The sequence below is a fragment of the Elusimicrobia bacterium HGW-Elusimicrobia-1 genome (assembly GCA_002841695.1).
In the GTDB taxonomy this organism is placed as follows: Bacteria; Elusimicrobiota; Endomicrobiia; order PHAN01; family PHAN01; genus PHAN01.
The window spans coordinates 15,117-31,018 of the sequence record PHAN01000006.1 but is presented as its reverse complement, the minus strand read 5'-3'; the positions used below and the strand labels follow the sequence as shown (position 1 = coordinate 31,018).

Annotated in this window: 13 protein-coding genes, 1 pseudogene and 1 CRISPR repeat array; of the genes and pseudogenes, 3 read left to right on the top strand and 11 right to left on the bottom strand. The window is 51.5% G+C overall.

The features are described from left to right. Positions 1-24 precede the first annotated feature (24 nt). A pseudogene (locus CVU77_04855) lies at positions 25-1,068 on the bottom strand (hypothetical protein). A 27-nt stretch (positions 1,069-1,095) separates the two neighbouring features. Here CVU77_04855 and CVU77_04850 point away from each other — a divergent pair. Genes CVU77_04850 through CVU77_04840 form a run of 3 tightly spaced genes read left to right on the top strand, consistent with a single transcriptional unit; the run spans position 1,096 to position 2,033 of the window. Continuing rightward, positions 1,096-1,338, top strand: a complete 243-nt coding sequence (locus CVU77_04850) for a hypothetical protein (protein ID PKN01433.1) — start codon at positions 1,096-1,098, stop codon at positions 1,336-1,338. A 6-nt stretch (positions 1,339-1,344) separates the two neighbouring features. Continuing rightward, a complete protein-coding gene (locus CVU77_04845; protein PKN01432.1) occupies positions 1,345-1,542 on the top strand; it encodes a hypothetical protein in 198 nt (65 codons plus the stop codon). Next, the gene (locus tag CVU77_04840) at positions 1,539-2,033 is read left to right on the top strand and encodes a hypothetical protein (GenBank protein ID PKN01431.1); all 495 of its coding nucleotides are present in this window, start codon (positions 1,539-1,541) and stop codon (positions 2,031-2,033) included. Before CVU77_04845 ends, CVU77_04840 begins: the two co-directional genes overlap by 4 nt. Before the next feature lie 68 nt (positions 2,034-2,101). Continuing rightward, positions 2,102-2,666: direct repeats of the CRISPR family, unit length 36 nt; unit sequence GTTTTGACGGTGCTAAAAAGTTGATTTTGTTATAAT. 121 nt (positions 2,667-2,787) lie between these two features. Here the strand turns inward: CVU77_04840 and cas2 are convergent. The 10 genes from cas2 to CVU77_04790 all read right to left on the bottom strand — a co-directional run bounded on the left by cas2 (position 2,788) and on the right by CVU77_04790 (position 15,899). Then, on the bottom strand, positions 2,788-3,138 hold the full coding sequence (gene cas2 / locus CVU77_04835) for a CRISPR-associated endonuclease Cas2 (protein ID PKN01430.1): 351 nt from the start codon (positions 3,136-3,138) through the stop codon (positions 2,788-2,790). Continuing rightward, positions 3,138-4,043 carry a hypothetical protein gene (locus tag CVU77_04830; GenBank protein ID PKN01429.1) on the bottom strand — a complete coding sequence of 302 codons (906 nt, stop codon included), beginning with the start codon at positions 4,041-4,043 and terminating at the stop codon, positions 3,138-3,140. Before CVU77_04830 ends, cas2 begins: the two co-directional genes overlap by 1 nt. 33 nt (positions 4,044-4,076) lie before the next feature. Then, entirely contained in the window at positions 4,077-7,340 is a 3,264-nt protein-coding gene (locus CVU77_04825; GenBank protein ID PKN01428.1) for a hypothetical protein, read from the bottom strand. Positions 7,341-7,416: 76 nt separating this feature from the next. Continuing rightward, a complete protein-coding gene (locus CVU77_04820) occupies positions 7,417-8,058 on the bottom strand; it encodes a histidine kinase (protein PKN01427.1) in 642 nt (213 codons plus the stop codon). Between the two features lie 67 nt (positions 8,059-8,125). After that, the gene (locus CVU77_04815; protein ID PKN01426.1) at positions 8,126-9,673 is read right to left on the bottom strand and encodes a hypothetical protein; all 1,548 of its coding nucleotides are present in this window, start codon (positions 9,671-9,673) and stop codon (positions 8,126-8,128) included. 53 nt (positions 9,674-9,726) lie between these two features. Then, positions 9,727-11,742, bottom strand: a complete 2,016-nt coding sequence (locus tag CVU77_04810; GenBank protein ID PKN01425.1) for a hypothetical protein — start codon at positions 11,740-11,742, stop codon at positions 9,727-9,729. A 5-nt stretch (positions 11,743-11,747) separates the two neighbouring features. Beyond that, positions 11,748-13,268 (bottom strand): hypothetical protein, encoded by a 1,521-nt coding sequence (locus CVU77_04805; GenBank protein ID PKN01424.1) that lies wholly within the window; start codon positions 13,266-13,268, stop codon positions 11,748-11,750. A 14-nt stretch (positions 13,269-13,282) separates the two neighbouring features. Next, positions 13,283-14,056, bottom strand: coding sequence for an ABC transporter ATP-binding protein (locus CVU77_04800; GenBank protein PKN01423.1), 774 nt, complete (start codon positions 14,054-14,056; stop codon positions 13,283-13,285). Beyond that, the gene (locus CVU77_04795; protein PKN01422.1) at positions 14,053-15,075 is read right to left on the bottom strand and encodes a peptide ABC transporter ATP-binding protein; all 1,023 of its coding nucleotides are present in this window, start codon (positions 15,073-15,075) and stop codon (positions 14,053-14,055) included. The genes CVU77_04800 and CVU77_04795 overlap by 4 nt, the downstream gene beginning before the upstream one ends. Continuing rightward, positions 15,072-15,899: a peptide ABC transporter permease gene (locus CVU77_04790; GenBank protein PKN01421.1), complete on the bottom strand. Its 828-nt coding sequence runs from the start codon at positions 15,897-15,899 to the stop codon at positions 15,072-15,074. The genes CVU77_04795 and CVU77_04790 overlap by 4 nt, the downstream gene beginning before the upstream one ends. Positions 15,900-15,902 lie beyond the last annotated feature (3 nt).

The following is a 15,902-nucleotide window of genomic DNA, read 5'->3' as shown; positions in this document are numbered from 1 at the left end:
CTTTTCGTCGCCGCGATACCTGAATATCGCGGGTTCACCCGCCGGCGGGTGCGTTATTTTTGTCAATTTTTCCGTCGCAATCGACGCTATCGCCGATTCTTCCGACGAGAGATACGCGTATGACCGGCTTTCGGCCGCAACCAGGGGACGCAGTTTTATCCTGTCGTTTAAGCCCATCAGGCCGCCCTCGAATCCCAGTAACAGTGCCGACGGGCCGTTTATAAGGCAGGACGCGTAAGTCATCCTGAGAGCCGTGAAGAGTTTTTTCTCGTCGGAAGGCATACGGTCTATGATGTCCCAGTGCGGCGGGGTAAGCGCGGCCGAGGCGATTTCAACGGGCAGCCGGTGGATGCGCGTAAGAAAGTCGAAAAGATAGAGTATGGCTTCTGAATCCGTCTGCAATGCAAGATGATATCCGAAACTTTCCAAATACCTTTTGTTGATGCCGAACGACGAGATTTCGCCGTTGTGCGCGAGCGAAAGGTCGGCTATGCCGAAAGGATGCGCGCCGCCCCACCATCCGGGAGTGTTCGTCGGAAAGCGGTTGTGCGCGGTCCACACGGTCGCGCTGTATTCGTTGAGACGGTAAAACTCGGCTATCTCGTCGGGAAATCCCACGCCTTTGAATATCCCCATATTTTTCCCGCTCGATACTACGAACGCCCCCTCGATAGAAGAATTTATTTCCATTACCAGCGCGAAGATGTATTTTTTTTCGCGTTCGTCGAGAGTGCCGGTAGTCGTGGAGCGCAGCGCGGGTATCTTTAGAAAATATCTCCATATTACGGGAGGCCTCTTTACCGATGTCAGTGGTTTGACGGGTACCGGCTCTTTTTTAACGACTTTGAAAGCGGCGTCCAGGCGCGCTTCGGTTTTAAGCCGCGCGTCGTCGGAAGAGAAGAATATGTGAAAGCACCAGTCGTCGGCGTTATCGGGATATATTCCGTAACCGGCGTAACCCGATCCCAGTCCGTTGCCGCGGTCTTTCAGATGCGATAGCCCGCGGGCTATGACCTCGCCGGAAAAAGGGCGTCTGTCGAGATTGATAATTCCTATTATTCCGCACATAATGTTTGTTTCGCCCGCAATCCGGCCTTGCCGCCGGTTTTTGAAAATAAAAAAACCCGCGTCACGGAAATCTCCGTGTCACGGGCGTCGTCGCCTCGTTTTTCTCTGCTCCGCCCGATGTCGCGTCGTTGCGTCGGGGCGGCTGTTAACTATCGGAGGGAATATACCATAATCCGGCGTGGCTTGTCAAGAAGAAATCCGCGCGTATTTGCGTCTTTCCGGCGCCGTGTTTTTTTGTATAATATAAAAGCAATGAGCATAAAGATATAATACTGTATGGCTGACAAACTTTTTTTTCATATCTCCGAATCCTTTGAAGAATCCGACGAGACGATGAGGAAATATTACTCGTCCCTCACGCCGGAGGAGCGCCTCGATGCCGCCCAATATCTGCGCGAGCAGTTTTTTAAGGTCAAAGGAACCCCGCCGGCGCCGATGGACAAAACTTCTTTTAAGATAGTTATAAAAAAATGAGAGTAGAAAAGGATTTCGAAGATTTATTAAAAGCGTTGAACGCCAATAATGTGAACTATTGTGTTGTCGGCGCCTATGCTGTTATGTATTACACCTGCCCCCGGTTTACCAACGATATGGATGTCCTAATACAGTCGACGCCGGAAAATGCCAAAAGAGCAATAAAGGCGATAGAGGATTTTGGATTTGTCGGCACCGGAGCCAAACCCGAGGACCTATTAGATCGCAAAAAGATTTTCGAACTCGGACAGCCGCCCGTTATGGTACACATTACTACAAAAATCGATGGCCTGAACGATGACGAAATATGGAACAACCTTGAAAAAGGGAAATACGGCGCGACGCCCGTAAATTATCTCGGACTTGAGCAACTGAAAAGAAACAAAGCCGTCGTTGCTGAAAAACGCAGTAAGTCGGTAGACCAGACCGACCACGAAAATCTCACTGTTGTTGAACGACAGGGAAAATCTAAAAAGGATATCGGTGGTTAACCGTTATAATTCCCCCTCTCTCATAGATTTGGTATAACGAACGCTCTCGTCTCGTATGCGCCGGCATCGTTTTGACGGTGCTAAAAAGTTGATTTTGTTATAATTTTTCTTTTTTTATCTGCTATAATATAGGTGTTTTGACGGTGCTAAAAAGTTGATTTTGTTATAATTTCGCTCTTCTTCGGTATCGTATGCGTCTCTGTTTTGACGGTGCTAAAAAGTTGATTTTGTTATAATTGGATTTATCCGCGATGAGGCGCACACCGAGTTTTGACGGTGCTAAAAAGTTGATTTTGTTATAATAATGTGAACAGTATCAATATAAATATACCTGTTTTGACGGTGCTAAAAAGTTGATTTTGTTATAATAGCGCCGCCGACGCCCCGGGTCAATTGGCTGTTTTGACGGTGCTAAAAAGTTGATTTTGTTATAATCGATTCTTTGTATGGTTCATCCCGCGTATTGTTTTGACGGTGCTAAAAAGTTGATTTTGTTATAATTTAATATTGCGATTGTGGGGTACGGGAACCGTTTTGACGGTGCTAAAAAGTTGATTTTGTTATAATAATTTTCCAAAATCATGGGGCGCGTGCCATGTTTTGACGGTGCTAAAAAGTTGATTTTGTTATAATAGGATTTATAGTGCGGATTTGTATGATTCGCGCTTAAATGCTAAAATCTTAACAGCACCGTCTTAACAAAAAACAAGAGACCTTGACCTCTGCCTCGCACGTCAGGGTTATCTTATTTATATCACCAGAATTGAAGTTGTTCCCCGCCAAATGATTTGTCCACCTTCCTCGGCCCATATTTCCTCTCATCGCATATATTCGCCATTTGCCCCCACTGGGCGTCGGTTATGAACAAACACTTGACGCTTCCGGTTCCGGGGCTTATTTTTTCTAATTCGAACACCAAGTGTTTTTTCTTGTCGAGAGTAACGGCGCAACGCACATAGATAGAATATTGCAGCATCAGATAACCGAGGTCCAAAAGGTCGTTCCGGAAACGGGCGGCCTTTCTTTTTTCCTCGTTGGTGTCGGTCGGGAGGTCAAACATTACTACCAGCCAGCCCATACGATAGGAACTCTTTACGGCGGACATTATGACAAGTCCGCTATGCGGGGTATAAAGGGTTCTTGAACTACTCCTGAGTAGAAGCAGTCGGTTACGGACGAAATGTAACGGTCTATGGCGTTGACGAGTTTAAGGGTTTTTGAGGCGTCGTATCTTACGCGCAGTCCCACAATGTCTGCGGCGACGGATTTGATGTATTCTTCTATCGGTTTGCGGGGGTTTCTCGTTTTGAAGCGTAAAAGCATCAGGTCGCAGAAAGGACGCAGTGGTTCTAACAGGTCATAAACGAGCGGCTCGGAGCGGAAGCGATATTTGTGGTGTATGCCCAGCGTAGTGTTGAGACCGTGGGCTATGGCGCTCCGGTGGATTATGGCACCCATAACGGCGTAGGAATAATTAAGCATTTGATTGACGGGATGCTCGGCGTCTTTGTGTTCTCTTTCTTGGGGCGCTTTTCTTCCGAACTTGGAGAAATAAAACTTCCAGTAATGGCGGGCGGCGTTGCCTTCGTCGGGACATTCGGCTTCGGCGAGATATTCGTGAAGTTTGTGCGCGGCTTTTATGGAATCAAGCAATACGGCCTGATTCTCGATTTTGGCTTTTAGAATTCTCGACCAGAGTTTACCGGAAAAATCGGGCGATTTGCCGATTTGCCGCTCGAAAATTTCGGAGTGAACCACGCGGTGAAGTCCCACGGTTTTGCCTACGGGGCGGTAGTTGTGGTCGCAGTGAAGGACGATGCCGCCGTTCGAGAGTATTGCCGAGAGCGCGTCGCCGGAGAATGAGACGCCGCGCGCGGCGACTATGACGGCAAGAATGTCGGCAAGCGGAGCGCGTTTTTCGACCCCGTCGGAGGTTTCAAGGACGAGACATCCGCGGTCAATGTGTAGGCGGCTCTGATGCTGAAGTATGTGTATTAAGTGGTAGGACATCGCCCCGCTCCTTGCGTCCTATCGTTAAGTGATTTAACGAATATTTTCTTGTGGTGGAGCCATTTTGCCGTCGGTCATTAGAGCGTTCAATTGCGCTTTTCTTTCAAGTGAGTGATCAATAGAGGTTAATTTGACTTCACCACCATCTTTGATTGTATTCAAGTACCAAAATCCCCTTGTAACTTTTTGTTTTGGATTTTGAAGGTTGCAGTCGTTTTTTATTTCAACGAGCATACCCGAGCGAAAGAATACGGGATTTTTGACAGCAGGGTCTTTTTTTAGTGCTTCTATTTTTTTATAGAGCGACTCAAAAGCATAAATCGGCTCTCTTTCCCACCTGTCTTTTTCGTTCTGATAGACAAAATACCCCAAAGACACATCATTCTTGAAATATTGCCCTGCCATCTTGCCACGAACATGCTCTCCGTAAGTCGTGAGTTCCCCCCTTTCTAATTTCTCCCCTGTTTCTTTGTCAATTTCTCCCGAGGCGATTTGAACAAACTTTTTGGGTTTTGAGCCGGCGACTTCATATTCGTCGAGAAACTTTTCCCATTCCTGCTGAGCGGGCTTCGAGGCGAGCATTTTATTAAAGTCGTTTCTTATGTGCTCATCGAATATGCCGTCGGTGTATTTCCGCGCTTTCTCGATTTCGCGAAATTGCTCAATTCTCGTGCCGGTGCCGAAGCGGGTCGTGAACACATAGAATTCCCGGTTATCTTCGAGATTTTTTCTTAACCCGTATATCGTCTTGGCAAGTTTCGGCTTTTCAAAACGGATTCTCTCGGGATATACGGTTTCAATGATTGGACGGCAATATTCCTTGTGAAACCAGTCGGGGAGTATGTCTTTTTTACTTCGGGGGTCGAGTTTAAGTTCAGGAGTCATTGATATTACGAGGGCGTCAAGGGCGTGGTGGCGGGGGTTGGCGCGGTTCTTCTTGTCCAATTCGCCGCTTTGAGCGAGTTCCGAGAATTGCTCGTCGGGAATACCAGGGTGAAGCAGTCGGTCTAATTTGTATTGTCTGCGCAGTTTCGCGGTGAGGCCGCCGTTTGCGACGACGACTTTTCTTGTCGAACCCTCGATGAGTTGAGGCCAGCCGAAAAACAGGTGGATTATTTTTTGCGCGAGTTTCGATATGTAGGCCGTGGATGCGAGGTCTGTGTATTTGTTTATAAGTTCAAGCGGATTTTCGGATGTCAGCAGAGCTTTTTTCTTGTCGTGTAGTTTGCTTGAACCTACGGCTTTGATGAAGTCCAGCCATTTTGCCTTATCCGACGAGCGCCACTCAAAGGGTGTGTGTTTTCCCTTTTCGCGGTTTTTGTCAGGCGTGGTCAGAATTTTATTGATATAAGCGTCGGAACCGCCGCCTTCGCGCGGGACTATGTGGTCTATCTCGTAGGATTCCAGCCGCGAGGCGACAAGAGGCGTCATCGAGTAGAAGTCATAACCAACCTGCTCTTTGAAGAGCATCATTTTAAGAAGCGATTGTTTGCCGTGGATTTCGGCGGTTTGAAGAGATTTATACGCCTCGTCTTTTTTCGCCCGGTTTTCTTTTTGGAGTTTTTCCCACTTTTGGCGATTTTTATTCTTTTGTCCCTGAAAACTTTCTTCTCCCTCCCGCGCGAATTCGAGGATTATTTTGGCCGGTTCGCCCTCGGCGCGGCATTTATTTTTTAAGACTTTCAGGCGCTGTATGAATAATTCCAGCCGATGTCTGACGACTGGATTCGTTATGCCACCGAGTATTTCGACGATGCGTTTTTCGCGCTCTGATTTTTTAAGTTCCGATTCCTCTATGCGACGGTCAGGTATATGGAGTTTTTCCCACTCCGCGGGCATATCGAGCAGAAACTTGACATCATCCGCGACGAGACCTTTTTGTAGGTCTTTATTTTTGTTTGCCGCGAGCCATTCTTCGTGGTAGGCGTGCGGACTTTTACCGGAGAGTATTATTTCTTTTATAATTCTTAACGCCGGGCGGCAGAATCGGGAGCGACCCGAAGTTTTGGGTTCTTCGATTTCGACGAGGTTTGCGGGCGGCAGGCCGGATAGATTTGTCTTTATATATTTTTCGAGTTGTTTTTGCGTGATGTGTTTCTTGTCGTTGTATGCGTTGAACAATTCTTTGAGCGCCGCCGGTGAAAGCGGTTTTTCCATTTCGCCCGTCGTAGTATCGGTGTAACGTATATTTTTGAGTTTGAGAAGAAAGGTAACTTCCGATGGCAACATCGACTCAGGAATTATGTTGCCGGCCTTGTCTTTGCGGATCTTGGCGCTGCAGACATTGAAACGAGGCATAAGCGCGCACTTGGATATTATGCGGTTGTCGAATCTTGGAATTTTTTGTGAGATTAGACCCTGCGAGTCCCACTCCGTGCCGCGATAGTGAGCGTATTTTTCATCTTTGTAAGAAGCGTATTCCTGCTCGGCGGGGCCGTATAGAACATAGCGGACTTTATCTTTGAGTTTGGGGTATTGTTTGGACGCCTGCGTCAGCATAACGAGTAATTCTTTGGCGACGAGAGCGCGGGGCGGAATCAGTGAAGTTCTGTTGTCCTTGTTTCTGGCGGGTTCGGGGTTGGCGCCGAATTTGCCGTCAAGGGTATCGGGTTTGCGGGGGTTCCAGACGCCGAGCTTATACGCTTCGTAGTAACAGGGCAAACGATATTTCTCGTCCTTAAAAACTCTTTCGAGTTCTTTTTGATAATTTTGCACTGCGTCGAGATTTTCTTTTTCGTCTTTTTCGCCGGCGCCGTCCTCTTTTTTAGCTTCTTTATGCGAGGCGAGTTTTTTCCCGCTTGCCGGTTTTTCCGAAGTTTCTTTGTCGGCGATATTGCGACTGACTTCTCTTTTCCAAGGCAGGTCGGCGTCGTAACCGCGCCGCTGTATCGCTGACCATATCGCTTTGTAAATCTGCCATCCATCGAGTTGTACGCCTTGTAAAAGAGCGATTCTCAGAAGGCAGGAGGCGTAAATAGTTTTATCGCCATTTTCGGGGAATTGGCGTGACATTCTTGCGTCTGGTTTGATGAAAGTTCCGTCGTCCGCGCGATGGCCGGTTTCAAGAACTTCTATGCCCACTTTTTTGGCCTGTTGCCGCCACCAATTTTCGCGCTTTCTATGCGCCTCGCGCGTTCTGATTTGTCGCCTTCTTTCTCTGGCATCTTTCAAGGCAGCAAAGTCGTTGGGCAGAAGAAGAGAATGGAGATGTAGAATTTCTTTGCCGCGCCGCGCGCATTCCCCGATACTTCCTGTCCCCAAATCAAACGACCAAACGAGTTCATTCCCCTTAGACATTTTCCCCTCCCGTATATTCCCCGCCAATCGCAAGTGAAATCTTTACGCTCCAGCCCGCCGGCAGAAACAAATAATACTACTTCTTTATCTCGTACGTCAGTATCACCGCTTCGGCGATTTCTTTCATGGGGCGGCAGGTGTCCATCGACTTGCGCTGTATGATTTTGTAGGCCTCGTCCTCGGAAATCGCCAGATCCCGCATAAGAATTCCTTTGGCGCGCTCTACGGCTTTGCGGACTTCAAGAATCTGTTTTGTCGTGCTGATTTCTTCCATCAGCTTGGAATTTTCTATGACGAGCCCCGCCTGGTTTGCTATGGTGCCGAGAAGTTTTATTTCTTTTTTCGTGTGTTTGTGTTTTTTGGGAGTGTAGGAGTTTATGACTCCCACCGCTCGGCCCTTAATCGAAATGGGCACCGATATCATTGAGACGATATTTTCCTTGCGGGCGATTTCCGGATATTTGAAACGTTTGTCGGTTCTTACGTCGGCGGAAGTAGTCACGGAGTTATTTTTGATGGCGATGCCGGAAATACCCTCGCCGACTTTAAGGTTCGGCTTGTTGATGTATTCTTCGCTCAAAGATTGCGTGGCCACTATGTAGAGTTCGCGCTTTTTCTCGTCGAGAAGAAGTATCGAGCAAATTTTTGACTTCATCATTTTGGCCGTGACGTTGACGATGAAGCGAAGTATTTCGTTGAGGACTTTGTCGGACACCATCTCGGAACTTATCCTAAAGAGCGATTCGATGGTATCCGTTCCGAAATCATTTTTGCTGATTTTTCAGTCATTTGTGTCTCCGTTTCTCCGGCGATGCGCCGGTGGATATTTCCCTGTATATTCCGCGCGCGCATTCGAGCGCCTCGGCGGTTGTTTTTACGGTTCCGACAGCGCGTTCTTCTTCGAGGCGCTTGAGTATGACGCCGACGGCCGGCCCGGGTTTTATCGAGAGCCGACGCATAATCATATGGCCGTCTATTATTTTGGAGCGCGGCGGTTTTTTCATATCGTCAAAATAATTTTTAAGCGCTTTGCTCACGAAATCGTGGACGACCGAAACATTATTTTTCTCGAATCCTTTGAGGTTCCTGTAACTGGCCGCGTCCGACAGCGACAGCAGACAGAGCGCCGGAAAAGTGTCGCCGGCGTCGCGTCTGAGACGATAAACCGCCCTGTCCGAAGTATTTCCCGAGCCGACGAGCTGAAGAATCCGCATGTGATTTTTTATGAGGGTCGCGGCGAACTTCATTTCGTCCCGCGAGAATTTAAGCCGGACGGCTATGTCGTTGAAGACCTTGATGCCGACTGTCTCATGGCCGAAAAATCTCATTCTTTTTGCGATGCGTTTCGCGCAGAGGGGTTTTCCCGCGTCGTGCAGGAGCGTGACGAATTTAAGCAGTGATTTAACGTTGCCGGAGGACATCTGCCTTGAAAGATACCGCCCGATGTCACCGGCGGCCTCGGGAAATTGCGACGGGACGTCGGATGCGTATTCCTCGACGCGGCCGAGAGTTTCGGTGAGATGGTGCCAGAGCCCCTGCGGATGAAAGTAGAAACTTTTGCAGGATTTTTTCAGCGCCGTGATTTCAGGCGCAAGAATTTCAAGAATTCCGGTTTTATCGAGCATTTTTACCGACGACAAAGCGCGGTCGGTGGCGAAAATCTTAAATATCTCGTCGCGCAGCCGCTCCGGAGCCGGTTCAAGGATTTTGCCGCGGAGCCGCCGGCACGACGCGAGTGTTTTGGGCTCGACGGCAAAGCCGAGTTCGGCGGCGAAACGGAACACTCTGAGCAATCTTGCGGGGTCCTCGCGCGCTGCTTTTTCGCGGACAAGTTTTATGCGGCGCTTCTTAAAGTCGTCCAGGCCGCCCGACGGATCCAGCAGCGCGGTGGCTATTTTTTTTTCCGCGTCCGATGTCTCGTCGAGCAGCGCGGCGGCGCTTTTAAGCGGCAGGGCCATCGCGTTGACGGTGATGTCGCGCAGCATAAGGTCGCGCTCTATGGTCGGTCCGCGGTATGCGGAAAAGTCGAAGGTCAGCGGTCCCGATGACGTTTTCTTGACGACGCGGTATATTTTGCGTTCTTCGTCGAGAACGACCACGGATGCGACCGCCGCGCGGGAGAACTTCGCGGCCATGCGCGACGGATTTGCGCTCATTGCGAAGTCGAAGTCGCTCGACGGACGTCCCGACAGCAGGTCGCGCACGGCTCCGCCGACGAGATATACCCGTCCGTTGCCGGCAATCCCAAGGATTATTTTCAGATAGTCGGATGATTTCATACTCAATGTTATTTTGACCCCGCCGTCGTGTGGCGGGGGAAGAATCTTTGTCATATTCTAACGGGATCCTTCGCTGCGCTCAGGATGACAATAGGCGTTCGTCCCGCTCATATACGCGGAGCCAACAGAAATTCCAGGCAGATTCCTATTCTTTTGCGCCAGAAAGTTTCGCTGTGATAGTGTCCGGCGAAAACAAGTCCGAGCAGATTCTCGTTTTCCGTCATTCCCTTTTCCTTGGCGATATTCACCAGATCTTTCGTCGACGGCGTCGAGTCGTCGCGGCGCGGCTGGTCGTCGGCCCATTTGGTGCCGCAGTCGGCGTAAAGCCGCGCGAAGGGAAGCTGCGCCCGCGCGCGCATGTCCGTGCGCGCCGGACACTTGGGGAGGTAAGCGAAGGAAAGCGATCCCACCAGCCCGAAAACATCGGGACGGAACAGTCCGGCGTAAACGGAATTATTCGCCCCGTAGGACGCGCCGATTATGGCTGTTTGGCGGGGGTCCGTCGTCAGCGATATTTCTTTGGCCAGAGACGGCAGCAGTTCGTCGGCCAGAAAGTTGACGTAAAGATCCGCGCGGCCTATCGGAGGCGGCAGGTAAGTTTCGTTGCGTCTGCGCCGGGGGCTTTCAACGGCTATGAGCACGGTGTCGGGCATCCGTCCGGCTTCGCAAAGATATTGCAGCGAGGCGTCGGTATGCCATCCGCCGTGCATTCCCCAGCCCTTGTACTGGTTCTGTCCGTCGTTGAGGACGGCCAGCGGATATTTTTTTTGAGGGTCGTAATTGCGGGGCAGCCGGATGTGCGCGGCGATTTTTTGTTTCATCGCGGATGACTCGAAATACTTAGTGAAATATTTCGGCGCGACGGGTTCCTCCGTCGGTCTGGTCTGATAGAATTTGCCGTCCATAAGCCATAAATCGGACAATAGCGGGGCGTAGCGCCTTCCGGGCGATGGAATATCGGCTATGGAGCGCGGCAGCGCGGTTGTGGCGGCGCCCGGAGGTGTCACCGACGATACTTCGTCGGTAACTTCCGTTATGGCGAACGAATTGTTGCGCTTAAAATTGAATTCGGCCTCGTAAATTCTTTCCTTGTCTTTACGTCCCGCGCCGATATTTTTCATGGCGACGGAAGCGGCGTGTTGTCCGCTTGCCGAATAAATCTCGACGGAGGGCTTTTCCCATCCGGTAAAATATCTCAGTAGCATTTTGTGCTTGCCTCCTTCGAACGACGTATCCAGATGCCAATTATACGAACGTATTTTTTCGGATTCGGGAGGCGTCTTTGCGGATGTCTCATCCATCCATTCCGACACCATCCGCGCGACCGGCTCGAAATATCTGCCGGTAAGAAAACTGCCGTGGGAGTATCCGCCGAAAAGAATCAGACGGGCGTTCAACATCCGGGCGAATGCGGAGTAAGCCGGATTTTTTCCGTCGACGGCCAGTATCAGAGAAGGGCATTTCACCGCGGACGGGTCTGATTGCAGCCGTTCGATTTCCGTCTGGCGGTATACTTGCGAAGACGCGTAGGTGTACCGGAACAATTCCACCGCTCTAAGATATGCGCCGTGTAAAATCGTCTCGTCGAGCATTTCCTCGACTATGGATTTCGGCGGGATGAAGTGCATGGCCGGCGCAAGGCGGGGAAGCCGTTTCGGAGGTTTTTCCCCCGCGGCCTCGGCGGCCTCGCGGGGATAAGTCGGGTCGTATAGAATCAGCGACGACGGCGGCGCGACGTTAGCGCCGCCCGACGCGAACGCGGATTCGGTAAATCTCAGAGCCAGCGCCGCTCCCATACTGTAGCCGGCCAGCGCGTATGGGCCTTTGATAATGTGTTTTATCGACGATGATATATCATCCAGATAGTCGGACAGTGTAAGCCGCGAGACATAAGGCCAGCGGCTTTTGTATTGCCCGCGAAGGTTCAGCGCGTAGACGGGGCGGCCTCTTGAGGCCATATATTCCGCGTGCCTGGCGAATATCCACGAGCCGTCGAACACGCCGCCCACAAAAACAAAAGGAAGCGCGCCCGACGATTCTTTTTGTCCGGCGGACGGCAAGTACGCCTCTGCGTAAAGAGAATGCGGCGGGACAATGATTTCCTTTTTTTCAAACGGGAACATTTATTTTACCGGCAATCTTTCAAACTGCGTTTCGGAGCCGGCGCGAGTTTCATTTCTTTTCTGACCATGTCGATTGTCGACTTCCATTTTTTATTTATCCGTTTCCAGTCGTTCGGGTCGACTATGCTTTCGCGCGTCATAATGTAGCCGAGACACACGTCTTCGTCGCCGTATCTGGGATGGCCAATCGTGAGGCCTTTCCACGGGATACCGTTCGTGACCACGAACTCTTCGCGTGTTTTTGTGTCGGAAAGCGTGAGGCCGTCGCGCAGACGGACGGGTTTGGCGTTTTCTATTTTATAGACGCCGGACTTGAATTCCCCGTCGGTGGAGAATATGCCTTTACCTTCGGTGAATATCATTATCGCGGAGCCCTCCAAATCGGGCAGATTGTCGTTGTATGTTTTAACGAAACGCGGGTCTATGTCGAGTTCCGCGAACTCGGCAAGATGGAAAAACGTCAGCGGCACCTGATTTTTCATGCTCTGAAAATCCGCAAGGTATTGCGATTCTCCGACGAGGCGGGCGTTTACCTCGCTGACGTAGATTTCGTCGAGCTTGCCGTCGGCGGTCAGGGTCGATAGAAAATCCACGCCGAAGTTTCCGCGATAGCCGTTTTTGCCCATCCACACGCCGATTTTGGCGGTTATTTCCAGCATCCGGTTCTTGTGCTCCTGCGAAAAAGGGTTCAGCGAGAAGTCCGATCCTATGTATTGAGCGGGATTGGTCGTTATCGTGGGGTCGCCCACAATCTGAATATCGGGTTGAGAAAGAACGACGCTTCCTCCGACGACGCAGCCCGTGCAGTTTAAGCTGGGGCCGGCCATATACCGCGTGATTTTGACCGGAGTTTTTTCAAACGCCGTTCCGAGAGCATTCTTTCGCATCGACACTATTTTTTCAAAATCGCCGAGCGAGTGAATAAAATCCGTTCCCCCGCCCGCCTGTGAAATGGGAACCTGCACGACGAAACTTCCATAGCGGTCGGACAATTCCTTATAATCCATCCTTCCGAAAAAGGATATAGTGCTGTCGGGAGGCATCGGCACGCCTATTTCGGCGGCGCGCCATGCCAGCCGCGCCTTGTAGTCGAAATAATTCTGTACGATTACGGGATTCTGAAAGAGATGCATTCCGCGCCCGCGCTCAAAAAGAAAATCCTGGAGCGCTTTAGTCGTAGCGAACGGCACGAAAGCTATTTTACCGTCGACGCCGGAGAGGTGTTTGAGTATTTCATCGCCGTAATCGCGGTAAAAATATTCGTTGAAAAGGCCGACGGCGTTGTGTCTCACTTTCTTCTTTTTTTCGTAGGAAAACACTTTTGAGCCCCAGCGCTTTTCAACGTGCGTCGCCACATCCTCGCCGTAATAAAAAGAGACGACTGAGTCCACGGTTGCAAAGCGCCTGAACATATCGGCCGCCATAGCGCCGAAGCCCTGATAGACAAGGCGTATACCCTTGAACCAGCCGCCCTGCGGCGCCGATTTTTCCAGGGTAGACAGGGATTCGATAAAGTTTGCGGTCATATTATCCCCTCCGTTCAATGCAAAGTTTTTGCCGCCGATACGAGCAGAGCGGCATATTCGCTTTCGGGTTTTTCAAGTATTGCCGCCGCAACGCCGCTTTCGACGATGGCGCCGTCTTTCATGACTATGAGGTCGTCGGACACATAAGCGGCGGCCAGCGCGTCGTGAGATATGAATATTATGGTGACGCCGGTTTCACGTCTGAGCAATCTAAAAAGATTGAGTATCTGCGCCTGCACGGAAACGTCCAGCGACGAAACCGCTTCGTCGGCCACAAGTATTTCCGGCTCCGGCGCAAGAGCCCTTGCTATAGCCACTCTCTGACGCTGACCGCCGGAAAGCTGGTGCGGAAAACGGCCGAGGAATTCTCCGTCGAGACCCACCAGCCGCATCAATTCGACGGCCCCGCGCCGCCATGCGCCGCGCTTCGGGGCGGAGGCATTCAACGCCTCGTTTATCTGCATGCCCACGGAAAGCTTGGGGTTCAGCGACGCGTAGGGATTTTGAAACACCATCTGAATTTTGCGCGGCATTCCGGCGGCGGCAATATCCGCTCTGTCGATACCGTCGATGAGAATTCTGCCGCCGTCGGCCTTTTGAAGTCCGCAGAGTATCTGAGCCAGAGTCGTCTTGCCCGATCCGGATTCGCCCAGTATTCCGAGAGCGCGGCCTCTGTTTACGGAAAACGATACGCCTTTAAGCGCTTCTATCGCGACGCTTCTGCCGAATGCGCCGGATGACGGAAAAGATTTTACGATATTTACGGCTTCTATGACTGAAGTATTCATACTTTTGTGTCGTCGGAAACATCCGGATTCCGCCCAAAAAGAAAGCAGGCGGCCTCTCCGTCCGGCGTCTTGAACATCGGCGGTTCGGACGCTTCGCAGATATTCATTCCGTAAGGACACCTCGGAGCGAAGCGGCAACCGGAACTTTTCGCGAGGTCTCCGGCCGACGGCGGAGAACCTTCCACGGGCGCGACTCCTTCGGTCAGTTTTGAGACGGAAAGAACGGCGTTCATCAGTCCCGCGGAGTAAGGATGTTTCGGCGCGTGGATTATACTTTTTAGCGCTGCGCGTTCGCAAACTCTGCCGGCGTACATTATTACGGCTTCGTCGCAGAGCGCCGCGGCCGCGCGGATGTCGTGTGTTATCATAAGGAGCGATAATCTCCGGGAGTTTTTGAGATCTGAGAGAGTCGAAAGAATTTCGCCGGCCACGGCGGCGTCCAGTCCCGACGTTGGCTCGTCGGCGATTATCAGCGACGGCTCGCCGGCCAGCGCCGAGGCTATCACGGCGCGCTGTTTCTGTCCGCCGGAAATCTGGTGGGGATAGGCGTCGAGGGCGTCTTCGGGAAATTTGGCCAGACGGGCCGCGTCAAGAACTTTTCGCCGGATGTCTTGGCGGCTCAACGCGCCGGCTTCGACGGTATCCGCGGAGTATCTCACCGCCTCGGCGATCTGCGGGTATATCCGCATTACCGGATCGAGAGCCGCCGCGGCGTCCTGCGGCACCAGAGATATTCCGCCTCTTGCGCGTTTGCGTTTTTCCACGGCGGTTTCCGTGATTTCGCCGTCGGGGAAGGCGAATCGCGAGGTTCCTCCGGCGATGCGGCCCTCCCACGGCATTATCAATCCCATAATCGCGTTTGCGACGGTCGTCTTTCCGGAACCCGATTCGCCTATTAAAGCCGTGGCCGCGCCTTTGGCTATGTCGAACGATACTCCGGCGACGGCCGGGGCTATTCCCTCGTCGAGGAAATATCCGACGCTTAGATTCCGGACTTCAAGAATATTTTCGGGTTTCATAATTTGGGATCGAACACGTCCCTGAGGCCTTCGCTCAGAGTGTTAAACGACAACACGGTGGCGAGTATGGCCAGCCCGGGAAAAAGCGACAGCCACCACGCTATGTGTATGTAATCTTTTCCCGACGATATCATCTGGCCCCACGATGGAGTCGGAGGCATCACGCCCAGACCGAGAAACGACAACCCCGACTCGACAAGAATCGCCGCTCCCACGCTCATAGTGGCCGATACCAAAACCGGCGATATGACATTGGGAAGTATGTGAACGAAAAAAATCCGCCGCTTTTTAAGTCCCAAAAGACGGGCCGCCAGAACGAACTCGCGTTCTTTAATCGACATAACTTCCGCGCGCACGAGTCGCGCAAGGCCCATCCACGACGTAAGACCTATAATGGCCATTACCGTGGTAATTCCGGGCTCAAGAAAAGCGATGACCATAAGTATCAAAAAGAACGTCGGAAAACACAGCATTACGTCGACGAACCGCATAATCGCCTCGTCGGTTTTGCCTCCGAAATAGCCGCTGAGTATTCCTATGAATGTTCCTATGACGACAGATATTCCGGCGGCCGCGATTCCCACGGCGAAAGACACCCTGATGGAATAAAGCATTCTTGAGAGCACGTCTCTGCCGAGATCGTCCGTGCCCAAAAGCGCCGACCGCGAAGGCGGCGCGAGTCGTCCGGCAAGGTTCTGCTCGCCGGGCGGGCGCGGAGCCGCAAAAGGCGCGGCGGCTCCCAGAATAAAAATTACGCCGATAGCGACAAGTCCCGCGATCGCGCGTTTGTTACGCTTGAACCTTTCTAAATAATAACGAAGCATAAT

Bases quoted from the DNA above. Each gene is read 5' to 3' on its own strand.
- cas2 (PKN01430.1), bottom strand. From the start codon at position 3,138: ATGTCCGCCGTAAAGAGTTCCTATCGTATGGGCTGGCTGGTAGTAATG.
- CVU77_04795 (PKN01422.1), bottom strand. From the start codon at position 15,075: ATGAAACCCGAAAATATTCTTGAAGTCCGGAATCTAAGCGTCGGATAT.
- CVU77_04845 (PKN01432.1), top strand. From the start codon at position 1,345: ATGGCTGACAAACTTTTTTTTCATATCTCCGAATCCTTTGAAGAATCC.
- CVU77_04805 (PKN01424.1), bottom strand. From the start codon at position 13,268: ATGACCGCAAACTTTATCGAATCCCTGTCTACCCTGGAAAAATCGGCG.
- CVU77_04810 (PKN01425.1), bottom strand. From the start codon at position 11,742: ATGTTCCCGTTTGAAAAAAAGGAAATCATTGTCCCGCCGCATTCTCTT.
- CVU77_04800 (PKN01423.1), bottom strand. From the start codon at position 14,056: ATGAATACTTCAGTCATAGAAGCCGTAAATATCGTAAAATCTTTTCCG.
- CVU77_04790 (PKN01421.1), bottom strand. From the start codon at position 15,899: ATGCTTCGTTATTATTTAGAAAGGTTCAAGCGTAACAAACGCGCGATC.
- CVU77_04815 (PKN01426.1), bottom strand. From the start codon at position 9,673: ATGACAAAGATTCTTCCCCCGCCACACGACGGCGGGGTCAAAATAACA.
- CVU77_04840 (PKN01431.1), top strand. From the start codon at position 1,539: ATGAGAGTAGAAAAGGATTTCGAAGATTTATTAAAAGCGTTGAACGCC.
- CVU77_04820 (PKN01427.1), bottom strand. From the start codon at position 8,058: ATGGTGTCCGACAAAGTCCTCAACGAAATACTTCGCTTCATCGTCAAC.
- CVU77_04825 (PKN01428.1), bottom strand. From the start codon at position 7,340: ATGTCTAAGGGGAATGAACTCGTTTGGTCGTTTGATTTGGGGACAGGA.
- CVU77_04830 (PKN01429.1), bottom strand. From the start codon at position 4,043: ATGTCCTACCACTTAATACACATACTTCAGCATCAGAGCCGCCTACAC.